Genomic DNA, 19243 nt, shown 5'->3' with positions numbered 1-19243 from the left:
ATTCCATTTACCTGCCTCCTAACAGCTCCATCAAGCCCCGCATCGAGACAAGCATAAACTCAAACAGGTGTTGCGAAGCGATAAAAAAAGTCGTCATAACAACGATTAACAAAATAAAGCTGACGATAATTTTTACAGGCAAACCGACAACAAAAATATTGAATTGCGGTACCGTTCTTGCGATAATTCCTAACGCTACGTCCACTAAAAATAAACTTCCTACAATCGGAATCGACATTTGAAAAGCAATAATAAACATTTTGCTAAATACTTTTACGATGTATTCGGCAACATTCTCGTTACCAAGCGGAAGCCAAAGCTGATTAAGCGGAATGAGCTGATAGCTGTAAAATATTCCGTCTAACAAAAGATGGTGCCCGTTAACTGCTAACAAGAACAATAAGGCAAATGTATATAAATATTGACCCATTATTGGACTTTGCGCTCCGGTTTGCGGGTCAATAACATTGGCAATCGCAAAACCCATTTGAAAATCAATTAATCCGCCGCAAATTTGAATCGCCGATATAATCATAAAGGCCAAAAAACCTATGAAAAGTCCAATGAATACCTCTTTTATGACTAGCATTATGTAAAAACCGTCAATATCCATCGGTTCTTTTTTAATAGAGAAAAACATCATCCAACTAATAAAAAATGCAAGACCAATCTTATGGTTATTTGGAATCGTTCGATAAGAAAAGAGTGGAAGGGTCACAAAAAAGGAAGCAACCCTTGCCAAAACTAACAAAAATGCTGGAAAATAAGTAAATAACTGCTCCATATCATCAGCCTACAAACTTCGTTAAATTATTGAAAATCTCATATGTGTAAGTAAGCATTCGCGAAAGCATCCATGGTCCAAAAAAAACCAGTCCGATAAGTACGGCAATAATTTTCGGCACAAATGCGAGTGTTTGCTCCTGAATTTGTGTCGTAGCTTGAAAAATACTAATAATTAAACCAACAACAAGCGCTATTAGCATTAATGGACCGGAAATCATTAATACGATATATACACCGCGTTCAGCAACATTGATGACGAACTCTGAACTCATGAGTATTCACCCACTTTAAAAGCTTTCAAGCAATGACTTAACAACTAAATACCAACCGTCTACAAGAACGAACAGCAATATTTTAAATGGCAAGGAAATCATGACGGGCGGAAGCATCATCATCCCCATCGACATGAGCACACTAGCGACCACCATATCAATGACTAAAAAAGGAATAAAAATCATAAACCCCATTTGAAAAGCGGTCTTAATTTCGCTTATCACAAATGCCGGTACCAATGTGGTAAGGGGAATATCTTCCACACTTTTTGGCCTTTCTGCCCCGGAATATTTTAAAAATAGGGCTAAATCTTTTTGCCGAGTATGCTTGCTCATAAATTCTTTCATCGGTATGGAAGCGCGCTTATAGGCTTGCTCTAAATTAATTTTCTTTTCAAAAAGCGGCTGAAGCGCCTGATCATTCACCTCTTTAAAAGTTGGTGCCATAATGAAAAATGTTAAAAAAAGCGCTAAGCCGATTAACACTTGATTCGGCGGCATCTGCTGCGTTCCAAGAGAAGTGCGAACAAACGAAAGTACGATGATAATTCGTGCAAAACTCGTCATCATAATTAAAATACTTGGGGCGATGGACAATATCGTTAACAGCAATAATAACTTTACGGAAGTAGAGACATTCTCAGGAGCGCTATTATTAAAAAACTCCATAAACTCATTCATCAGATATGGATCCTTTCTTTTCCAAGTGTTGCAATGCTTTCTTTCGTTCAACCGCTATCTCCTGCAATTGTTTTGTTAATATACTGCGGAAAGATGCGTCGCTTGCTCCGCTTTCTTTCGCTCGCCAATTTTTCAGCCATCGACTAGGCTCGATCATTTGGTTCAATCCCGCATTATACTCTGTTAAAATTTCTTTCATTTCTTCATCTTCATCAATTTCTGCAAGCAATTGAATCGAGTCAGCCACACCGATGACCAATATACGATTTCCCACTTTAATTAATTGTACGGAACGATTAGGTCCAACACTTGTTCCCCCAAGGTTTTCAATAAAACTTCGCTTCGTCGGAGAAAGGCGTATGCGCCGATTGATGAATCGCAGCAATCCGTAAATTAAGCCGACGACAAAAATCGTAGCCAAAATCATTTTAAAAACATCCCAAACCGAGAAAGGATCTTGTCCATTTGCAATGTCATCATTTATTTTCTCACCATCTGTTTGGCTGGGTGGATCCTTGCATTGTTCAGGATGCTCAATACATTCTTTTACCGTTTTGGGTTGCTCCGCAAAAACAGGCACACCTGTTTGCGAAGCAAGCAAAACTATAACATATATAAGAACGGTGACGATTCGAAAATGGAGCAAATTTTTCCACCTCTTGCGTTTATCCTAGCGTCTTATTGATGGCTTCAATCACACGATCCGCTTGGAATGGCTTAACGATAAAATCTTTTGCACCTGCTTGGATCGCATCAATGACCATCGCTTGTTGTCCCATAGCGGAACACATAATCACTTTTGCATTGCTATCGAATTTTCTAATTTCTTTTAATGCTGTAATCCCGTCCATTTCCGGCATTGTAATATCCATTGTAACTAAATCCGGACGTACTTCTTTATATTTCTCTACCGCTTGAGCCCCATCCGCCGCCTCCGCAACGACTTCATGACCATTTTTGGTTAAAATATCTTTAATCATCATGCGCATAAACGCCGCATCATCTACCACTAATATTTTGGCCATTTCTCATAACCTCCTAAACTATTATTTTAGCTTTTTCAAACGATCGCTTTGGCTAATAATATCTGTCACCCGCACACCAAAATTTTCATCAATAACAACAACTTCTCCCTTAGCAATTAACTTATTGTTTACAAGTATATCCACCGGCTCGCCCGCCAGCTTATCTAGTTCAATAATCGAACCAGAAGAGAGATTTAAAATATCTTGGACGGATCGTTTTGTTCTTCCCAGTTCTACAGTTACCTGCAGCGGAATGTCTAATAGCATATTTAGATTTTTTGCCTCTGTTTCCGCCAATGGAGTCGGCTCAAAGCTTGCAAAATCGACCGGTTGCACTTTCGCTTGATAGTTGATTCCTGCATTCATACCAAAGTGCTGCGGGCCCTGCTGGTACGCCCGGCTATAAGCATAGGTTGGCAGCTCTGCCGCCTGTTGAGATTGATTAAACTGCAACTCCTCTGTTGGGTGGGAAATCGGCGGCGGTGATGAAATCTCCGCTTTCGGCGGCGCTGTCTGTGCGGGATCGCCCCATTCTCTTCCTATTGTATCTGATAATGATTCATTTGCACTAGATGGATTCAATAAATTTTGTACCATCTCTTTAGCAAAATTGAGCGGCAATAACTGCATAATGTTTGAATCAATTAAATCGCCTATTTTTAAACGGAACGACACTTTGACCAATATATCTTCTTCTGGTAAAGTATCGATTCCTTCACCTTCTTTTACATCCAGTAAATGAAGGGTCGGGGGAGAAATATCAACTTTTTTCGAAAAAATCGTTGACATGGAAGTCGCCGCTGAACCCATCATTTGATTCATTGCTTCTTGAACAGCACTTAATTGAATCTCACCTAACATATCAGACGGGTTTTTTCCGTCCCCACCGAGCATTAAATCAGCAATAATCGCTGCATCCGATTGTTGAATCACAAGTAGGTTTGTTCCTAAAAATCCCTCTGTATAGTTAACTTGAATCGCTACATATGGCAATGGAAATTCATCGGCAAGAGCTTGACGATGAATAACTGAAACGTTCGGAGTCGTAATTTCTACTTTCTGATTAAGCAGCATCGACAGAGCCGTTGCTGAGCTGCCGAAAGAGATGTTGCCGATTTCTCCTAACGCATCCTGTTCGGCTATAGACAAAACATCATCGACATAAGGAACTTGCATTTCATCATCGTCAAGGGCACCTCGCAATAGCGCATCAATCTCATCTTGGGATAACATGTCATCACTAATCATCGTTTTCTTCCTCCCTTCTAATTACATCAATAATTTGCACCGCTAATCGTTTGTTCACTTTTCCCGGTTGTCCGATATATTTAGGAATATCGTCTACTTTCACAATAAGCGGCTGTTGAATCGTTTGATCCAGTTGAATAACGTCCCCAACATCCAATTGTAAAAACTCTTGTATCGTAATCGTTGACGTACCAAGTTCGGCAATGATAGGAAGCTGCGTTGACTTAATTCGTTTTTCGAGAGCCGCAATTTCTTGCGGAAGTCTTTCTTTTTGCTGCGTCTGCATCCAGTAATGCACAGAAAGACGCGGCATAATCGGCTCTAACACCATATGTGGAATACAAATGTTAATCATCCCGCTGCTGTCTGCAACTTGCGTGTTTAATGAAATAACAACAACTGTATCATTTGGCGACACCATTTGTAAAAATTGCGGGTTGACTTCAAACTCCGCCAAAATCGGATCAATTTCCGCAACAGACTCCCATGCATCACGCAAATTGCTGAATGCTTTTTCAAACAAGTTAGACATAATCTTCGTTTCAATTTCGGTTAAATTGTCTACTTTATTAATGCTTGAACCGCGTCCCCCCATAATGCGATCAAGCATCGCATAGGCAATATTCGGATTGACTTCCATCAAGATGTGTCCGTCTAACGGCGGCACTTCAAACACATTTAAAATCGTCATCTTAGGGATGGAGCGAATAAATTCTTCATAAGGAATTTGGTCCGCTGATGCAACGGAAATTTGCACATATGTTCGCAACTGTGCCGAGAAAAAAGTCGTCAACAGTCTTGCAAAGTTTTCATGAATGCGGATAAGACTTCGAATTTGATCCTTTGAGAAACGAAGCGCTCTTTTAAAGTCATATACTTTCACTTTTTTGCCCGCTTCCTCTTTTTTCAGCTCTTCCGCATCCATCTCTCCGGTAGATAATGCAGCCAACAGCGCATCGATTTCGCTTTGCGATAAAACTTCACCTGACAATCGTCTTCACCTCCTAACCGTCCGCACCTCACACCTGTTTACTGAATAATGAAGGAGGTTATATATACTTCAACGATTTTTCCTTCCTGCATCAATTTATTCATTTCTTCTTTCAGCCGGTTCCTAAGCGCTGCTTTTCCTTGTTTCCCGTGAAAATCTTCCGCTTTCATTTCCGATAATTGTTCAATAATAATGTTTTGAATTTGGAAATTGCGCTTTTCTGCTTCCTCTTTTGCTTTTTTGCTGTCTGTTTGCAGTTTAAATGCCACTTTAATAAAGTGATCATCGGCTAAATTCGTCGTGATTTCCGGTATATCAACAGAGCTTTCAACAATCTCGTCGGCAGTCGGCTCCTTTGTTTCATCATCGCCTGTAAACTTCATAATGACAACTAATGCAACAACGCTGATGAGCGTGATCGCCACCATAATGATAAGCATAACACTTAACAATTTGTTATTTTTCATCTTTTAGTCCCTCCAAATCACGGGGAAGTCCTATAATTGAAATATGCTTGTAGAAATCTTTTACCAATACAACAACCTCTTCAACCGACTCGCGCACGACAAATTTTTTCCCGTTCGTAAGCGTAATCGTTGTATCAGGAAAAGCTTCTATTTGTTCTATGTATATCGCGTTAAGTGTAAATGGTTTTCCATTTAGCCTCGTCAATGTAATCAAGTATGTACACGAGACTGTCTCATAAGGATCGAAACCCTGTGCTTTGAGACAGCCCCGCTCCCTCCTTTACATGAAAGATTAACGTTTTAAATTAACAAGCTCTTCAAGAATTTGGTCAGATGTTGTAATGATACGCGTATTTGCTTGGAACCCGCGCTGTGCGACAATCATTTCCGTGAACTCTTCAGAAAGGTCAACATTGGACATTTCAAGCGCTCCGGAAATAATCTCAGCTGCTCCGTTTAAGCCCGGACGCGACAATTCGTTAATCGTTAATCCGTCTGCATTTTTGTCAAGCTTACCGGAATTATTTGTTTCTTTAAATGTGTTGCCACCGTTTTTCTCTAAGCCGCTTGGGTTTGGAAACTGCGCCAGCAAAATTTGTCCTGCAATTTTCAATTGACCGTTGCTGTCAATAAATGTTACTTTTCCGTCCGCTGTAATTCCAAAACTTTTCGCTGTTTTCGGAATTTGAATTAACCCCGGCTCAAAGCTTGTCGTATTGCCGTATTTCGGTTCACTGTAGTCGTTTAACACCTGCTGCACGCTTTCGATAAAGCCGCTAATTTGCTCTAAAAACGGTCCCATCATTTTTTCAGCTTCTGTTAACGAATCTGGCCAATCTCCCGCTGTTTCTGGAATAAGCGGCACAGGGTTAAGGCTCGCTTTTGGCGATACTTCATCATTAAAAGATGTTGTTGCTGATGAACTATCAGCTGGATCCGTTTTGCCAGTAATTTTCTCATTGAGGTCTCTTAATTCATCGTTAAAATCTTTAACAAGATCTATAAAATCTGTTTTATTTGTCGGATCTTTCGAAAACTCAGTTTTCCAGTTTTGAATAAATTCGATTAACCCATTTGCTCCATTAATGAAATCATCTAAATCTTGCCGTGCCTGTGCAACATGCGGAGCGTTTGTTATTACCGTTTGTATATCTTTAATCGCCGCTTCGCCAATCAAATATTGACCATCAGCATTCACAATATATCCGTATTCATCTAAATAAAAGTTACCGGCACGTGTAAAACTTAAGTTAAAGACGCGGTCGATCGGCACACCTGTATTGATTTTATTTGTCCCGAGTTTTCCAGCTGGTCCGTCCATATCAATCAATGTAACGTCATTAATCGAACCGACGACGAAAAATCCGTCACCACCGAGCGCTAAGTCAAGCGGACGCGATGTCGTTTGCGTTGAGCCTTGCGTATGGATCGTTTCGATTGAGCCTAAACCGCTTCCTAAGCCAATTTGTTTTCCATTAATTCCCCCGCGCGTTCCTGTCGATGACGTCGCTGCAGAAATTTGTTGTGAAACAAGGTCTTTAAATGTAGCACGCGCCTTTTTGTATCCGTACGTGTTCACGTTTGAAATGTTGTTGCCAATAACGTCTAATTTATATTGAAAGTTGCGGATTCCGCCAATTCCTGTAAACATTGAACGAAGCATAAGTTCATCTCTCCTTATTTTTTATTTCGAGCAGCATCTGTCAGTCCGCTGACTCAAGGCCTCCAAAAATGTCCAGCCTTTTACTCTAAAATAATGGCACCGTTTATATTTGTAAACAGTTGCGATTGCGCTTCTTGCCGATTCATAGCTGTAATGACTGTATTATTTTTTGCATTAATAATTAATGCAGCATGATTTATAAGTACAAGCGAGTCGCAAATCCCCTTTTGTCTTGCTTCCAATATCTTTTCTTGAATTTTCATCCATTGTTCTTCGCTAATCTTAATGTTGCGTTCAGTTAATCGCTGCTGTGCATGTTTACTAATTTTTAACGGTTCGCATTGGACCTCAAGCAATATTTTGCGAAATGTAGACGCTGATTGATTAGATGGCGGTTGAACCTTCTTTTTTGTTGGAATGTGTAACGGATGATGGTGAATTAACTGCAAGCGATCATTCAAAAAAACACCTCCTTTTTAAACATTTGGAATCGTTATTTTTGTCACTACATTTGCCGAAATGAGTTGACCATTTTCTAATTCTAAAGCGATTTCGCCATCTTTCTGACGAACCGCCTTTACCATTCCCTGCTTAGTATCTTGTACGGTTTCACCGCTTTCTGATACTGTTTCTTCTTTCCATTCAACTTGTTTGCCAATCATCTCGCTATAACGTAAAATTAGATGAGCGTTTTGTGACTCAACAAATTTCTCCATCGTTTTCGTTAAATTTGTCATTTGTTCAAGTGTAGAGAAACTTGCCATTTGTGATATAAATTCTTTATCTTCTAATGGATTTAACGGGTCTTGATGTTGAAGCTGCGTCAATAAAATTTTTAAAAAATCATCCTTGCCTAAGCTTTGTTGCCCTGTTTTTCTTTCAGGGGGGGTGTAGTTTGAAAGATATAAGCTTGGATCAATCGTATTGTTCGCCATCACTGACTCTCCTAAACTTTTGTATTAAATAATTCCTCCGTTAGTGTTTGCGCAAACGAGTCATCAGCTTGTTCAGATTCATCTTGTTTCTTTTGCTCACGATATGACGATTGTTTATTTTGTTCTTGATGCTCTTTATTTGTACTAGCAAACTGATTCTCTATAAATACATCAAATTTCTCAACAGAAATATTTTCTGTCGGAATCACATGACGAATTTGCTGAATACTTGCTTCAATTAACTCTTTAGCTGATGTCGTTGAAGCGATAATTTTTGCGGTTAATTCACCATTTTCTTGAAATAATTTAATTGTCAACGAGCCTAAATGCTCTGGGTGCAAGCGGATAATAAACTGAGATTGACCGTTTTTTAAATTAGTAAATTTACCAGCTTTGATAATATCAAGAAATTGATGAATGAAAGACTGTTGTATATCGTGTTTTGATTTGCTTTGCTCAAGCATGATAACAGATTCGCTCATATTCATGCTCGCTTGTCTGCTTACCGTTGTTAACAGGATGTTTTTTGTATCCATACTAGTCGGTTTTTCTTCGTCAATCATTTGGGCAAATGCATTTTCATCCTGCAATGTCGACAACATAGGCTGTTTTCCATCTGGCTTTGTGCCTATGCTAATCGCTTTTTCTTCATCAATCACTTGGGTAAGTGCATTTTTATCCTGCAATGTCGACAACATAGGCTGTTTTCTATCTGGTTTTGTGTCTATGCTAATCGGTTTTTCTTCGTCAATCATTTGGACAAGTGCATTTTTATCCTGCAATGCCAACAACATAGATCGTTTTCCGTCTGGAGTTGTACTCGTAGTTAAATTAGCTTCTCGTACAATCGACTCTCCTTTTTTCCTTTCGTTGAAAAAAGAATAAATATGTTTTATATTTTCGTTTTGAGCAAACTCTTTTAATACAGATTGATTTAGAAGTTGGCCATTATTGTTATTGCCTTGCTTATACTGTGAGATAGCTAACGCATTGCAAAGCTCATGTACAATGGTTTGTACGCTTTCAATATCTGTATCAATATGAGTCTGAAAAACATGTTCGATTTGTTTTTTTACATTTTCTAAAAGCTCTACATTTATTTGCTTTTTATTTTGCTGCTCAATCTGTAATAAAACGATCATTATTGCGAGCAATTCTTCTTCACTATAGCCATTGCCATTATGTTCGATTAGTTGTTCGAAAGGGCGATTAGGCAGTACTTTTTCCAGCAAACTATCCTTAACTGATTGTGGTAATACATCCAGCAAGCGCAATACTATCTCATTGCTCAATGTCTCGGGTTCGATATATCCTTCTCTTACTGCTATTGAATCCAAAAGTTGTTGCAGCTGATTATCTATTTCATTATCCTCAAATAATCCTTGATGATTTGATGTTTCTAAATGTGCCATGAAAAATTGCTGCCGTAAATCATCTTTTTTTATAACAGTTCGCTCAAAATTTAGCTGGATATCGGCTAATATGCTTGCAAAGTGATTTAACCCTTTGGCAGATGATGAAGGTTTGGTGAAAACGGTTTGCTTTTCTGGCATTTTTACTATAGGCATTATCTCAATGTTCATCTTCTTTCACCTCCTTTCATTGCCCTTGAATTGATTCTACCCTTTTTGTCAATAACGCAGTATATTTCGCCGCATTCTTAGTGTCCATTTTTTCAAGTATATCTGCTGCCTTTTCGCTATTTAGAGACGAAAGAATTGTTACCGCATCGTTGTCTGACAATTCCGGAATAATTTGCGCAGCGCTTTTGGCTGACATCGATTCATACATTTTGACAATGTCCTTTATTGTTTGCTTTTGTTCTTGTTCTCTCTCTGCTTCAGTTGATTGCTGCTTTGTTTCCATTTCTGCGTTCAGACGCTCAATTTCCTTTTTTAATGAGTCAATTTCTTTCTGTTTATTTTCTAACTCCTGCTTCAGCTGTTTAATTTGCAGAGTCTTCTCCTCGACTGTTGCTTTTTGTTCAATGAGGCTGTCCTTTAAAGCTTGTTCGGAAGCTTTTTGTTCATCTGGGATGAACTGTGAGATCCCTGGGATTTTTTCACCGTATTTTTTTGCTGCATCAAATACGTTTACACCAGCAACAGTCATAATGACAAGCGTTAACGTAATCGCAAATAACAGCGGAATCAAAACGACAAACAAGAACCATTGCCACTTGCTGTAACTTTTTTCTGATGTTTCCTCTTTCTCTAACTCTACATTTTTCATAGTCTCACCTAATTTCCACGGTTGACAAATTGTTGAATCGAAATTTCGTCCATCAGCTTATTTTCTTCTGCATGCACCGTTTGTAAAAACGTTTGAAAATATTTTTCTTTCATTTTTTCGTATTTTTTTACTTCGATATTTAATTCCGCCAACTTTAATTGTTTGAGCTGCATTTGCTGCCTCGCTTGAGCAACAAGCTGCTGGTAGTGGCTAATCGTTCTCTCTAAGTTCGTAATGAATTGTTGAAAGTAGCGGATTTCCTGTATCGGTAAACCGGCTTGCAGCTTTTGTTGATGCATTTCCTCATACTCTTCTTTTTGTTTCAGAAAATGGTACAATTTCTTCGCCGCTTCTTCAAAGCGTTTTACTGCCTCATTGTATTCTCCCAGCGCTTTATCCTTTTCATTCTCTTTGATAGATAAAATTTTTTCGAACTTAAATTTATAAACCACGTCTTATTCACCCCGAGTTTATTAGTTCAAGAAGCGCTTCAATGCTTTCTTCTTTGGAAAATTTCTCATGAATATCTTGTTTTAAAAACGAGATAATTTTTGGATAATAGCGAATCGCTTCATCAATTTCTCGAGATGAACCTCTTTTATACGCCCCTATATTGATCAAATCTTCCGAATTCATATAAGTGGATAGAAGCTCACGAAGCTTTTCGGCTGCCAGCCGGTGTTCTTTCGTAACGATATGGTTCATGACACGGCTGACGCTTTTTAGTACGTTAATGGCAGGATATTGTCCCTTGTTGGCTAAAGCGCGTTCTAGTACAAAGTGTCCGTCCAAAATACCACGAACCGTATCAGCAATTGGTTCGTTCATATCGTCGCCATCGACTAAAACGGTATAAAAAGCAGTAATCGTTCCATGCTCATTTGTACCGGTTCGCTCCAACAGTTTTGGCAGTATTGCAAACACGGACGGAGTATATCCCTTTGTTGTCGGCGGTTCGCCTACAGCTAGTCCAACTTCCCGCTGCGCCATCGCAACGCGTGTGACAGAATCCATCATTAACATGACATTCATACCTTTATCGCGAAAATACTCGGCAATCGCTGTCGCTGTATAGGCTCCTTTTATGCGCATTAAAGCAGGCTGGTCGGAAGTGGCGACAACAACAATCGATCGTTTTAGGCCTTCTGAACCAAGATCTCGTTCAATAAACTCGCGAACTTCACGGCCTCGTTCGCCAATTAACGCGATTACGTTCAAATCAGCATTTGTATTGCGGGCAATCATGCCCATTAATGTACTTTTACCGACGCCTGAACCGGCAAATATTCCAACGCGCTGGCCTTTTCCTACAGTCAGCAAACTGTCAATCATGCGCACGCCCACTTCAATCGGTTCATGAATCGGCGGTCTCGCCAGCGGATTAGGCGGAGACTGCTCAATCGATATCGCCGTCAGTCCTTTTGGTAATTTACTTTGATCGAGCGGATTTCCTAATGAGTCCAGTACTTTGCCGATTAACTCGACACCGACTTTCACTTGCAGCGGTTTGCCCGTTGCTTCTACCATACATCCAGGTGAAATATCATGGACGGTCGAAAAAGGCATTAACAGCACATTTTCATCGCGAAATCCGACCACTTCAGCAACAATTCGCTGTTTTCGTTTGCCGCCGACATGAATGTAACATACATCGCCAATCGAGCTTTCCGGTCCTTTTGATTCAATCATAAGTCCAATGACCCGCGTCACTTTACCAAATCGTTTATATGAATCTACCGTTTCAATCTCATGGAAAATAGTTTGCCAATTCAAACAGTTATGCCTCCTCTAATTGTTCAAACCGCTCACGCAATTTTTCTTTGATTTGCTGCAGCTGTGTATCAACGCTTGCGTCAATGCGGCCAAACGGAGATTCAATGATACAGCCATGGTCAGGAAGTTGCGCATCTGGATAAATAAACAAATCAACTTCTTGATTAAATATTTCTTTCAGTTCGTCTTTTTGGCTGATCACCGCATCGTAATAGGTTGGATGTACATAAATTTTTACTTCTGAATGTTCACGGACTTCTCTGATCGCCCGTTTTACAAGGGAGACAAAATGTTCATCATTTTCATTTAAATGGGCATCTACTATTTTTTCAGCCACTTTTAAACCGATTAAGAGAATCGTTTCATTGGCGGCTTCAATTTGCCGGTAATACTCGCTGTTGGCCGATTCCACAATTTGTCTTGCCTGCTCAATGAGTTGATGATACTGTGCTAATCCGTCCTGGTGCCCTTGCTGTAAACCGATTTCATATCCTTCTTTTCTTGCCGTTTCAACAAGCTGCTGTTTTTCATCTTCCCAATTTTCTTTTTCCTGCAAAATTTGCTGCTGCACAGTCTCATAATAAAGCTGGGCTTCTCTTTTTAACGTTTCCGCTTCTACTTTTGCATTTTCCAAAATGGTTTGCGCCTGCAACGATGTCTGCAGCTCACTGTTTGTTTCAGGCACTTGCTTTTGTGCCGTAAAATAATCTCTAATTTCTATTACCCTTTTATCATTGCCAGTATTTCTAGTAAAAGATGCTTTAATAATTTTAGACAATGATATCATCACCTCCACCTCGAGCTATGACAATTTCACCTGCCTCCTCAAGGCGGCGAATGACGGCAACAATGCGGGATTGTGCCTCTTCGACATCGCGGAGACGAACTGGTCCCATAAATTCCATCTCCTCTTTAAAGGTTTCTGCCATGCGTTTCGACATGTTTCTAAACACGACTTCTTTGACTTCATCGCTTGAAACTTTAAGGGCAAGCATTAAGTCTGTGTTATCGACATCGCGAATGACGCGTTGAATCGCACGATTATCAAGTGTAACAATATCTTCAAAGACAAACATCCGTTTCTTAATTTCTTCTGCAAGCTCTGGGTCTTGAATTTCGAGCGCATCGAGAATGGTACGCTCTGTGCTTCGATCAACGCCGTTTAATACTTCGACCACCGCTTCAATGCCGCCCGTTTGCGTATAGTCTTGCACGAACGTCGTTGAAAGCTTTCTCTCAAGAATTTGTTCAACCTCGCTAATGATCTCCGGCGACGTTCGATCCATCAGCGCAATTCGGCGGGCAACATCCGCCTGCATTTCTTGCGGTAAAGCAGACAAAATTTGACCGGCCTGCGCTGGGTCCAAATACGACAAAATAAGGGCAATCGTTTGCGGATGTTCGTTTTGAATAAAGTTTAAAATTTGCGCCGGATCGGCCTTCCGCGCAAAATCAAATGGCCTCACCATTAATGCAGAAGTTAAACGGTTAATAATCTTCATCGCTTTTTCACTGCCGAGAGCTTTCTCTAATACTTCCTTTGCGTACGCAATCCCGCCTTGTGAAATATAGTCTTGCGCTAAGGCAATTTGGTGAAACTCCTCTAAGACAGCCTCTTTTTCTTGAGCTTCTACTTGGCGGACATTCGAAATTTCAAGCGTCAACTTTTCGATTTCTTCTTCGGATAAATGCTTATAAACAGATGCGGACACGTCTGGCCCAAGAGAAATGAGGAGGATGGCAGCTTTTTGCTTTCCGGATAGTTCTCCTTTTCGATCTTTTTTTGCCATAATCGTTCCCCCTAATCTTCAGCCAACCATGTTCTTAAAAGCTTCACAAACTCGTCTGGCTTCTCTTTTGCCAGTTTTTCAAGCTGCTTTCTTCGCATGGATGCTTCTGTTTCTATTTCCTCATTAATATCAGGAATGTTAGGTACATCTGGTTGTTCAATAAAATCAGCAAATTCTTCCTCGACTTGTTCTCGTCTGCGACGCAACAGAAGAATGAGTAAACCAATAATAATGGCAAGAAGCACCCCGCCACCGATATATACCCACAGCGGAATCGTCTGCTTCTGCTCGTCAAATTCCATCTTACCGTTAAACGGCTGCACAGAGACTACTACCCGATTTTCAATATCCTCGTCTGTCAGTTGTTCGCCAGCTTTTTTATCAATCGAAGTACGAACGATAGTACCTAATATTCTTGTAATATCCTCTACCGTTTGCTGCGGCAGTGAGTTCGGATCTTTTGGATCTGGCGGTTCAACCATTACTTGAATGCCTAAATCACGAATTTTATACGGACTTTCGACAATTTCCTTCTTTATTCGATTCACTTCATTGTTAATGGTTTCTTCAATTCGTTCATAATCACCATTTGTCTCGCCATTAATGGCTTGGTAATTTGGTATCTCGTTTTCTCCCGTACCATTTACGCCTCCTGGCAGTGCACCATTCCCCGAAAACGTTTCCGTTATACGCTGTACACTGACAGCAATTCCTTCCATATTCTCCTCATCAACAGGAGTAACGAGATTTTCTTCGCGATTTTCTTGAGTAAAGTCAATATCTGCAGTAACGGAAACAACTACTTTGTCTTGTCCCATCATCGTTCCAAGCATTTGTTGTACTTGGCGTTGAATATCTCGTTCAATCTGCTTTTTAATTTCGTGTTGCGTAGCAAATCCTGTTGAAAAATTTTCTTCATTTTTTAAATCAAAATACTCAAAAAATTGATTCATAATGACGATATTTTCAGTAGGAAGGTTTGGAACACTTTTTGAAACAAGATGATAAAGTGATTTAATTTGCTGTTCATTAAATTTATATCCTGGTTTTGTTTTTAAGACGATGGAAGCGGAGGCCTCCTCTGCCTGATCGCTAACAAACACACTTGGCTGCGGCAAGTTAATCATCACTTTTGCATCTTCCACACCGTCAATCCCTTTAATTAAGTTTGCAAGCTCCGTTTGCATCGCTTCCAGCTTTAACACGTTAAACTCGTTGTCTGTCATGCCGAAACCAGCATTCTCGCCAAAGAACGAATAGTCGATATTGCCGCTATTAGGAATTCCTTCTGCTGCTAATTCAACTTTTAACGTATCAACTACTTGTTCAGGCACTTTTATTGTGGTACCATTGTCAGTAATTTCTGACTCTATGCCACGCTGATCTAACGTAGCTTTGATTTGCCCCGTTTCTTGCGGAGAAAGATTCGTATAGAGCGGTACAAAATTCGTTCTCGTTGCAAAAAACGCTGCTGCTGAAACGATGATCATAAACAGCAGGAACGAACCAATGATCATCATTTTTTGCGATTTTGTCCGTCCGTTCCAAAAAGTCGATATTTTATTTATGTAATCTCTAATTCTTTCATTCATAATATTCCCCCGGTTATTGTGAGATGGACAAATAGCTATAACTAATAACCGTTTTTCATGTCTCGGTCATTATTATACTTGCATTCTCATAACCTCTTGGTACGCTTCAATGACTTTATTGCGTACTTCAAGGGCTAATTGAAGCGAAATACTTGCCTTTTGTGAAGCGATCATCACTTGATGTAAATCAATGTTTTCACCTTTCACTAACTTTTCTGTCATGATATCAGACTTGACTTGTTCTGTATTTACTTTGTTGATTGCCTCTTTCAAAAATTGTGAAAAAGCCTGATGAGCTTCCGCCGGTTTCACCGATTTAGAAGATGGCTGGATAGCCGTTGAGAACAAATTTCCTTTAACGCTGTCAATCATTATTCACACCCCTTTTATTTTCCAATTTCTAATGCTTTCATAAGCATTCCTTTTGTCGCATTAAAAACGGTTACGTTCGCCTCATACGATCTCGTTGCGCTGATTAGATCAACCATTTCTTTTAAAGGGTCAACGTTCGGCAGTTGCACATATCCTTCGTTATTCGCGTCTGGATGAGTCGGATCATATACAAGTTTGAAAGGCGTTTGGTCCTCGATAATTTTCGTTACTTTCACCCCATTGCCAATCGAAGCTGTCCGCTCATTCATCGCCGCATGTAAAAAAGTAGAAAATCCCCCCTCATTCGGTTCTGTTACAACCATTTTGCGACGATAAGGCTGCCACTGTCCGTCAACCATTTTCGCCCGCGTTGTATCAACATTGGCGATATTCGAGGAGACTACATCCATTCGCAACCGCTGCGCTGTAAGTGCGGAAGCAGTTGTATTAAGGCTTTGAAAAATCGACATTTTATTACTTTCCTCCTCTTATTACATTTTTCAATGAGTTAAATTTACCGTTTAATCGTTCAACAAGAGCGTTGTAATAAATTTGGTTTGCAGCTAAATCTGACATTTCTTTATCAATATCGACACTGTTTCCATTATGATTGTATAATACATCATTTCTCGTCGTCACTGAAAAATTGCTGCGAGTTTTCTTTTTAAATTCAAAATGTTTCGGATGAGTACGGTATGCTTTTAATGATTGCAACGCATTGTTTAATTCCGTCTTAAAATGAACTTGCTTTGCTTTATAATTTGGCGTATCGACATTCGCAATATTATGTGCAATCACTTTTTGTTTTAGTGAAGAATAATCAAGACCTTGCTCGAGAACATGAAATGTATGCGAAAACAACTTCAAAGAAAATCCCCTCTTTATAAAATATATTTCAACAAACTAGCACTTTTTTTACAAAAAACGATAAAATATCTATTCAAGTTTTATTTTAAAAAATTATACAATTTATGTATACCCGGAAGATAGTACTATTTTTATAATAGCATATATTTCCACTTATTTTTATGGCTGTTCATTATGTTTACGTTTTTATTGAACAAAGATTTTTTACAATAGCAATATCTCATTAAAAAAGAGGCTAACTCAAACATAGTCAACCTCTCCAATAGACAGAGCGTATATTGCCGTCTTCGGAGGAGTCCGACTTTTGTGAGTTCGCCTCTTTTTTTTAGTTTGCCTTTAATTTTTCTAACTCAGTTAAAAATTTATCGTTTAATACTTTAATATATGTTCCTTTCATGCCAAGAGAACGCGATTCGATAACACCAGCGCTTTCAAGCTTGCGAAGCGCATTTACAATCACAGAGCGTGTAATGCCGACACGATCAGCAATCTTACTTGCAACTAATAAACCTTCTGTTCCATCTAATTCTTCAAAAATATGCTCAATCGCTTCAAGCTCGCTATAAGATAAAGAACTGATAGCCATTTGCACAACCGCTTTGCTTCTTGCTTCTTCCTCGATTTCTTCTGCTTTCTCACGAAGGATTTCCATGCCTACGACCGTTGCTCCGTATTCTGCAAGAATTAAATCGTCATCGTTAAATTCAGCATCTAATCGTGATAAAATTAATGTGCCGAGACGTTCACCGCCGCCATTAATTGGTACAATGGTTGTTAATCCCGTTTTAAATAAATCACGATTTTCTACAGGGAACGCTGTATATTCACTGTTAATATCTAAGTTTGGTGATGTTTCTGTAATATTAAATAAACTTTTTGTATACTCTTCAGGAAATTGGCGATCCTCAAGCATTTTTTTCATCCGTTCGTTTTCAATCGATTGTTTGATGGCAAATCCAAGCAATTTGCCGCGGCGGCTGACAACGAATACATTCGCCTCGATGACTTCACAAAGCGTTTCAGCCATTTCTTTAAAGTTTACAGGTTTTCCTGCCGCTTTTTGCAGCATCGCATTAATCCTTCTCGTTTTTTCTAATAAATTCATGTTTTACATCCTCCTATTCCTCATTAACACTACAAAATAAATTGGCTTAAATCTTTGTTTTTTACGATATTGCCTAATTTTTGCTCAACGTATTGCGGAGTGATCACTATCTTTTGAAGCGTAATTTCCGGCGCTTCAAACGATAAATCCTCCAGCAGTTTTTCCATAATGGTATGAAGGCGTCTAGCTCCGATATTATCTGTATTTTGATTTACTTCAAAGGCTACTTCTGCAATCTTACGAATAGCATCGTCTGAAAATTCAAGTTGTATACCTTCTGTTGCCAATAAAGCTGTATATTGCTTAATAAGCGCATTATTCGGCTCGACTAATATTCTTACGAAATCATCGACCGTAAGTTTCGATAGTTCTACACGAATCGGAAAACGGCCCTGCAATTCCGGGATTAAATCAGAAGGCTTCGCCATATGAAAGGCACCGGCAGCAATAAATAAAATATAATCTGTCTTTACAGGACCGTATTTAGTCATCACGGTCGAACCTTCGACGATTGGCAAAATATCGCGCTGCACCCCTTCACGCGAAACATCGGCGGAAGAAGCGCTTTGCCCCTTTCTGGCAATTTTATCAATCTCATCAATAAAAATAATTCCTGATTGTTCGGCAAGTTGAACCGCTTCTTGCGTTACTTCATCCATATCAATCAGCTTTTGTGCTTCTTCATTCGTTAAAACTTTTCGCGCTTCACTTACTTTCAACTTCCGTTTTTTTCGTTTTTTCGGCATCAAGCTGCTTAATGCATCTTGCACGTTCATCCCCATTTGCTCAATGCCTGTTCCTTGCAAAAAATCAAACATCATCGCTTGCTGTTCTTCTACTTCAATGGTAACCAATTCATCTTCCAATTCACCGTTTGCAAGTTTTGCAGCAACTTGTTTTCTTTTCTCTTCAATGTATTGATCATCGAAAGAGTTGCTTGTCTCTTGCTGAGTGGATTGTCCTCCGCCGAACAACAATTCAAACGGATTTTTCATTGTCTGTTTTTGCTTGCCCGGAACTAATAATTCAACAAGCCGCTTATTCGCTTGTTCCTCAGCGCGGTCTCTTACTTCGTTCATTTTTCTTTCTTTCACAAGACGCACAGAGGTTTCAACAAGATCGCGCACCATCGATTCGACATCGCGGCCGACATAACCGACTTCCGTAAATTTTGTCGCTTCTACTTTTACAAACGGCGCGCCGACAAGCTTTGCGAGCCTTCTTGCAATTTCTGTTTTACCTACCCCGGTCGGTCCGATCATTAAAATATTTTTTGGAACGATTTCATCTCGTAATTTTTCATCGAGCAAACTGCGGCGGTAACGGTTTCTTAAGGCGATCGCCACTGCCTTTTTCGCTTCTTTTTGCCCGACTATAAACTGATCGAGCTTTTCCACAATTTGCCGCGGCGTTAAATTTTCTTTCATTTTACTCTCCCTCCTCT

At 39.6% G+C, this 19243-nt stretch carries 24 protein-coding genes; all 24 read right to left on the bottom strand.

The features are described from left to right. Positions 1 to 7 precede the first annotated feature (7 nt). Positions 8 to 784: a flagellar biosynthetic protein FliR gene (gene fliR, locus B0I26_RS01665; protein WP_111643736.1), complete on the bottom strand. Its 777-nt coding sequence runs from the start codon at positions 782 to 784 to the stop codon at positions 8 to 10. Positions 785 to 788: 4 nt separating this feature from the next. Then, the gene (gene fliQ, locus B0I26_RS01660; RefSeq protein ID WP_111643735.1) at positions 789 to 1058 is read right to left on the bottom strand and encodes a flagellar biosynthesis protein FliQ; all 270 of its coding nucleotides are present in this window, start codon (positions 1056 to 1058) and stop codon (positions 789 to 791) included. A 15-nt stretch (positions 1059 to 1073) separates the two neighbouring features. Then, positions 1074 to 1739, bottom strand: a complete 666-nt coding sequence (gene fliP / locus B0I26_RS01655; protein WP_111643734.1) for a flagellar type III secretion system pore protein FliP — start codon at positions 1737 to 1739, stop codon at positions 1074 to 1076. Beyond that, positions 1732 to 2385 (bottom strand): flagellar biosynthetic protein FliO, encoded by a 654-nt coding sequence (gene fliO / locus B0I26_RS01650; protein WP_111643733.1) that lies wholly within the window; start codon positions 2383 to 2385, stop codon positions 1732 to 1734. Before fliO ends, fliP begins: the two co-directional genes overlap by 8 nt. 19 nt (positions 2386 to 2404) lie before the next feature. Beyond that, positions 2405 to 2764: a response regulator gene (locus B0I26_RS01645; protein WP_111643732.1), complete on the bottom strand. Its 360-nt coding sequence runs from the start codon at positions 2762 to 2764 to the stop codon at positions 2405 to 2407. 21 nt (positions 2765 to 2785) lie between these two features. Further along, complete coding sequence (fliY, locus tag B0I26_RS01640) at positions 2786 to 4012, bottom strand: flagellar motor switch phosphatase FliY (RefSeq protein WP_111643731.1); 1227 nt, start codon at positions 4010 to 4012, stop codon at positions 2786 to 2788. Further along, entirely contained in the window at positions 4005 to 5003 is a 999-nt protein-coding gene (gene fliM, locus B0I26_RS01635) for a flagellar motor switch protein FliM (protein WP_111643730.1), read from the bottom strand. The genes fliY and fliM overlap by 8 nt, the downstream gene beginning before the upstream one ends. Before the next feature lie 38 nt (positions 5004 to 5041). Beyond that, positions 5042 to 5470, bottom strand: coding sequence for a flagellar basal body-associated protein FliL (gene fliL, locus B0I26_RS01630; RefSeq protein WP_111643729.1), 429 nt, complete (start codon positions 5468 to 5470; stop codon positions 5042 to 5044). Continuing rightward, positions 5460 to 5684, bottom strand: a complete 225-nt coding sequence (locus B0I26_RS01625; protein ID WP_111643728.1) for a flagellar FlbD family protein — start codon at positions 5682 to 5684, stop codon at positions 5460 to 5462. Before B0I26_RS01625 ends, fliL begins: the two co-directional genes overlap by 11 nt. A 78-nt stretch (positions 5685 to 5762) precedes the next feature. Next, a complete protein-coding gene (locus B0I26_RS01620) occupies positions 5763 to 7133 on the bottom strand; it encodes a flagellar hook-basal body complex protein (RefSeq protein WP_111643727.1) in 1371 nt (456 codons plus the stop codon). A gap of 80 nt (positions 7134 to 7213) precedes the next feature. Then, complete coding sequence (locus tag B0I26_RS01615) at positions 7214 to 7594, bottom strand: TIGR02530 family flagellar biosynthesis protein (protein ID WP_111643726.1); 381 nt, start codon at positions 7592 to 7594, stop codon at positions 7214 to 7216. A 15-nt stretch (positions 7595 to 7609) separates the two neighbouring features. Then, positions 7610 to 8068, bottom strand: coding sequence for a flagellar hook assembly protein FlgD (gene flgD / locus B0I26_RS01610; protein ID WP_111643725.1), 459 nt, complete (start codon positions 8066 to 8068; stop codon positions 7610 to 7612). An 11-nt stretch (positions 8069 to 8079) separates the two neighbouring features. Then, the gene (locus B0I26_RS01605) at positions 8080 to 9651 is read right to left on the bottom strand and encodes a flagellar hook-length control protein FliK (RefSeq protein WP_111643724.1); all 1572 of its coding nucleotides are present in this window, start codon (positions 9649 to 9651) and stop codon (positions 8080 to 8082) included. Between the two features lie 16 nt (positions 9652 to 9667). Next, complete coding sequence (locus B0I26_RS01600; protein WP_111643723.1) at positions 9668 to 10300, bottom strand: MotE family protein; 633 nt, start codon at positions 10298 to 10300, stop codon at positions 9668 to 9670. An 8-nt stretch (positions 10301 to 10308) separates the two neighbouring features. Continuing rightward, the gene (gene fliJ, locus B0I26_RS01595; protein ID WP_111643722.1) at positions 10309 to 10752 is read right to left on the bottom strand and encodes a flagellar export protein FliJ; all 444 of its coding nucleotides are present in this window, start codon (positions 10750 to 10752) and stop codon (positions 10309 to 10311) included. A gap of 7 nt (positions 10753 to 10759) precedes the next feature. Beyond that, positions 10760 to 12073, bottom strand: coding sequence for a flagellar protein export ATPase FliI (fliI, locus tag B0I26_RS01590; protein ID WP_111643721.1), 1314 nt, complete (start codon positions 12071 to 12073; stop codon positions 10760 to 10762). Between the two features lie 4 nt (positions 12074 to 12077). Then, on the bottom strand, positions 12078 to 12860 hold the full coding sequence (gene fliH, locus B0I26_RS01585; RefSeq protein ID WP_111643720.1) for a flagellar assembly protein FliH: 783 nt from the start codon (positions 12858 to 12860) through the stop codon (positions 12078 to 12080). Next, on the bottom strand, positions 12844 to 13863 hold the full coding sequence (gene fliG, locus B0I26_RS01580) for a flagellar motor switch protein FliG (protein ID WP_111643719.1): 1020 nt from the start codon (positions 13861 to 13863) through the stop codon (positions 12844 to 12846). Before fliG ends, fliH begins: the two co-directional genes overlap by 17 nt. A gap of 11 nt (positions 13864 to 13874) precedes the next feature. Further along, a complete protein-coding gene (fliF, locus tag B0I26_RS01575) occupies positions 13875 to 15455 on the bottom strand; it encodes a flagellar basal-body MS-ring/collar protein FliF (protein WP_111643718.1) in 1581 nt (526 codons plus the stop codon). Between the two features lie 72 nt (positions 15456 to 15527). Then, positions 15528 to 15827, bottom strand: a complete 300-nt coding sequence (gene fliE / locus B0I26_RS01570) for a flagellar hook-basal body complex protein FliE (RefSeq protein ID WP_111643717.1) — start codon at positions 15825 to 15827, stop codon at positions 15528 to 15530. A gap of 14 nt (positions 15828 to 15841) precedes the next feature. Then, a complete protein-coding gene (gene flgC / locus B0I26_RS01565; RefSeq protein ID WP_111643716.1) occupies positions 15842 to 16297 on the bottom strand; it encodes a flagellar basal body rod protein FlgC in 456 nt (151 codons plus the stop codon). 4 nt (positions 16298 to 16301) lie between these two features. After that, the gene (flgB, locus tag B0I26_RS01560) at positions 16302 to 16694 is read right to left on the bottom strand and encodes a flagellar basal body rod protein FlgB (RefSeq protein WP_111643715.1); all 393 of its coding nucleotides are present in this window, start codon (positions 16692 to 16694) and stop codon (positions 16302 to 16304) included. A gap of 325 nt (positions 16695 to 17019) precedes the next feature. After that, positions 17020 to 17799 (bottom strand): GTP-sensing pleiotropic transcriptional regulator CodY, encoded by a 780-nt coding sequence (gene codY / locus B0I26_RS01555; RefSeq protein WP_111643714.1) that lies wholly within the window; start codon positions 17797 to 17799, stop codon positions 17020 to 17022. Positions 17800 to 17828: 29 nt separating this feature from the next. Next, positions 17829 to 19226, bottom strand: a complete 1398-nt coding sequence (hslU, locus tag B0I26_RS01550; protein ID WP_111643713.1) for an HslU--HslV peptidase ATPase subunit — start codon at positions 19224 to 19226, stop codon at positions 17829 to 17831. Positions 19227 to 19243: the final 17 nt, after the last annotated feature.

It is taken from the genome of Paranoxybacillus vitaminiphilus (assembly GCF_003259935.1).
GTDB lineage: Bacteria > Bacillota > Bacilli > Bacillales > Anoxybacillaceae > Paranoxybacillus > Paranoxybacillus vitaminiphilus.
Note: the sequence above shows the minus strand (reverse complement) of the source record. Positions and strands in the feature narration are given on the sequence as shown.

What these genes read in the sequence shown, in the direction of transcription:
- fliE (WP_111643717.1), bottom strand. Translation starts at nt 15,827, where the DNA reads ATGATTGACAGCGTTAAAGGAAATTTGTTCTCAACGGCTATCCAGCCA.
- flgC (WP_111643716.1), bottom strand. Translation starts at nt 16,297, where the DNA reads ATGTCGATTTTTCAAAGCCTTAATACAACTGCTTCCGCACTTACAGCG.
- hslU (WP_111643713.1), bottom strand. Translation starts at nt 19,226, where the DNA reads ATGAAAGAAAATTTAACGCCGCGGCAAATTGTGGAAAAGCTCGATCAG.
- B0I26_RS01620 (WP_111643727.1), bottom strand. Translation starts at nt 7,133, where the DNA reads ATGCTTCGTTCAATGTTTACAGGAATTGGCGGAATCCGCAACTTTCAA.
- fliR (WP_111643736.1), bottom strand. Translation starts at nt 784, where the DNA reads ATGGAGCAGTTATTTACTTATTTTCCAGCATTTTTGTTAGTTTTGGCA.
- fliY (WP_111643731.1), bottom strand. Translation starts at nt 4,012, where the DNA reads ATGATTAGTGATGACATGTTATCCCAAGATGAGATTGATGCGCTATTG.
- codY (WP_111643714.1), bottom strand. Translation starts at nt 17,799, where the DNA reads ATGAATTTATTAGAAAAAACGAGAAGGATTAATGCGATGCTGCAAAAA.
- fliQ (WP_111643735.1), bottom strand. Translation starts at nt 1,058, where the DNA reads ATGAGTTCAGAGTTCGTCATCAATGTTGCTGAACGCGGTGTATATATC.
- flgD (WP_111643725.1), bottom strand. Translation starts at nt 8,068, where the DNA reads ATGGCGAACAATACGATTGATCCAAGCTTATATCTTTCAAACTACACC.
- fliL (WP_111643729.1), bottom strand. Translation starts at nt 5,470, where the DNA reads ATGAAAAATAACAAATTGTTAAGTGTTATGCTTATCATTATGGTGGCG.
- fliF (WP_111643718.1), bottom strand. Translation starts at nt 15,455, where the DNA reads ATGAATGAAAGAATTAGAGATTACATAAATAAAATATCGACTTTTTGG.
- B0I26_RS01600 (WP_111643723.1), bottom strand. Translation starts at nt 10,300, where the DNA reads ATGAAAAATGTAGAGTTAGAGAAAGAGGAAACATCAGAAAAAAGTTAC.
- B0I26_RS01605 (WP_111643724.1), bottom strand. Translation starts at nt 9,651, where the DNA reads ATGAACATTGAGATAATGCCTATAGTAAAAATGCCAGAAAAGCAAACC.
- fliP (WP_111643734.1), bottom strand. Translation starts at nt 1,739, where the DNA reads ATGAATGAGTTTATGGAGTTTTTTAATAATAGCGCTCCTGAGAATGTC.
- fliG (WP_111643719.1), bottom strand. Translation starts at nt 13,863, where the DNA reads ATGGCAAAAAAAGATCGAAAAGGAGAACTATCCGGAAAGCAAAAAGCT.
- B0I26_RS01645 (WP_111643732.1), bottom strand. Translation starts at nt 2,764, where the DNA reads ATGGCCAAAATATTAGTGGTAGATGATGCGGCGTTTATGCGCATGATG.
- fliH (WP_111643720.1), bottom strand. Translation starts at nt 12,860, where the DNA reads ATGATATCATTGTCTAAAATTATTAAAGCATCTTTTACTAGAAATACT.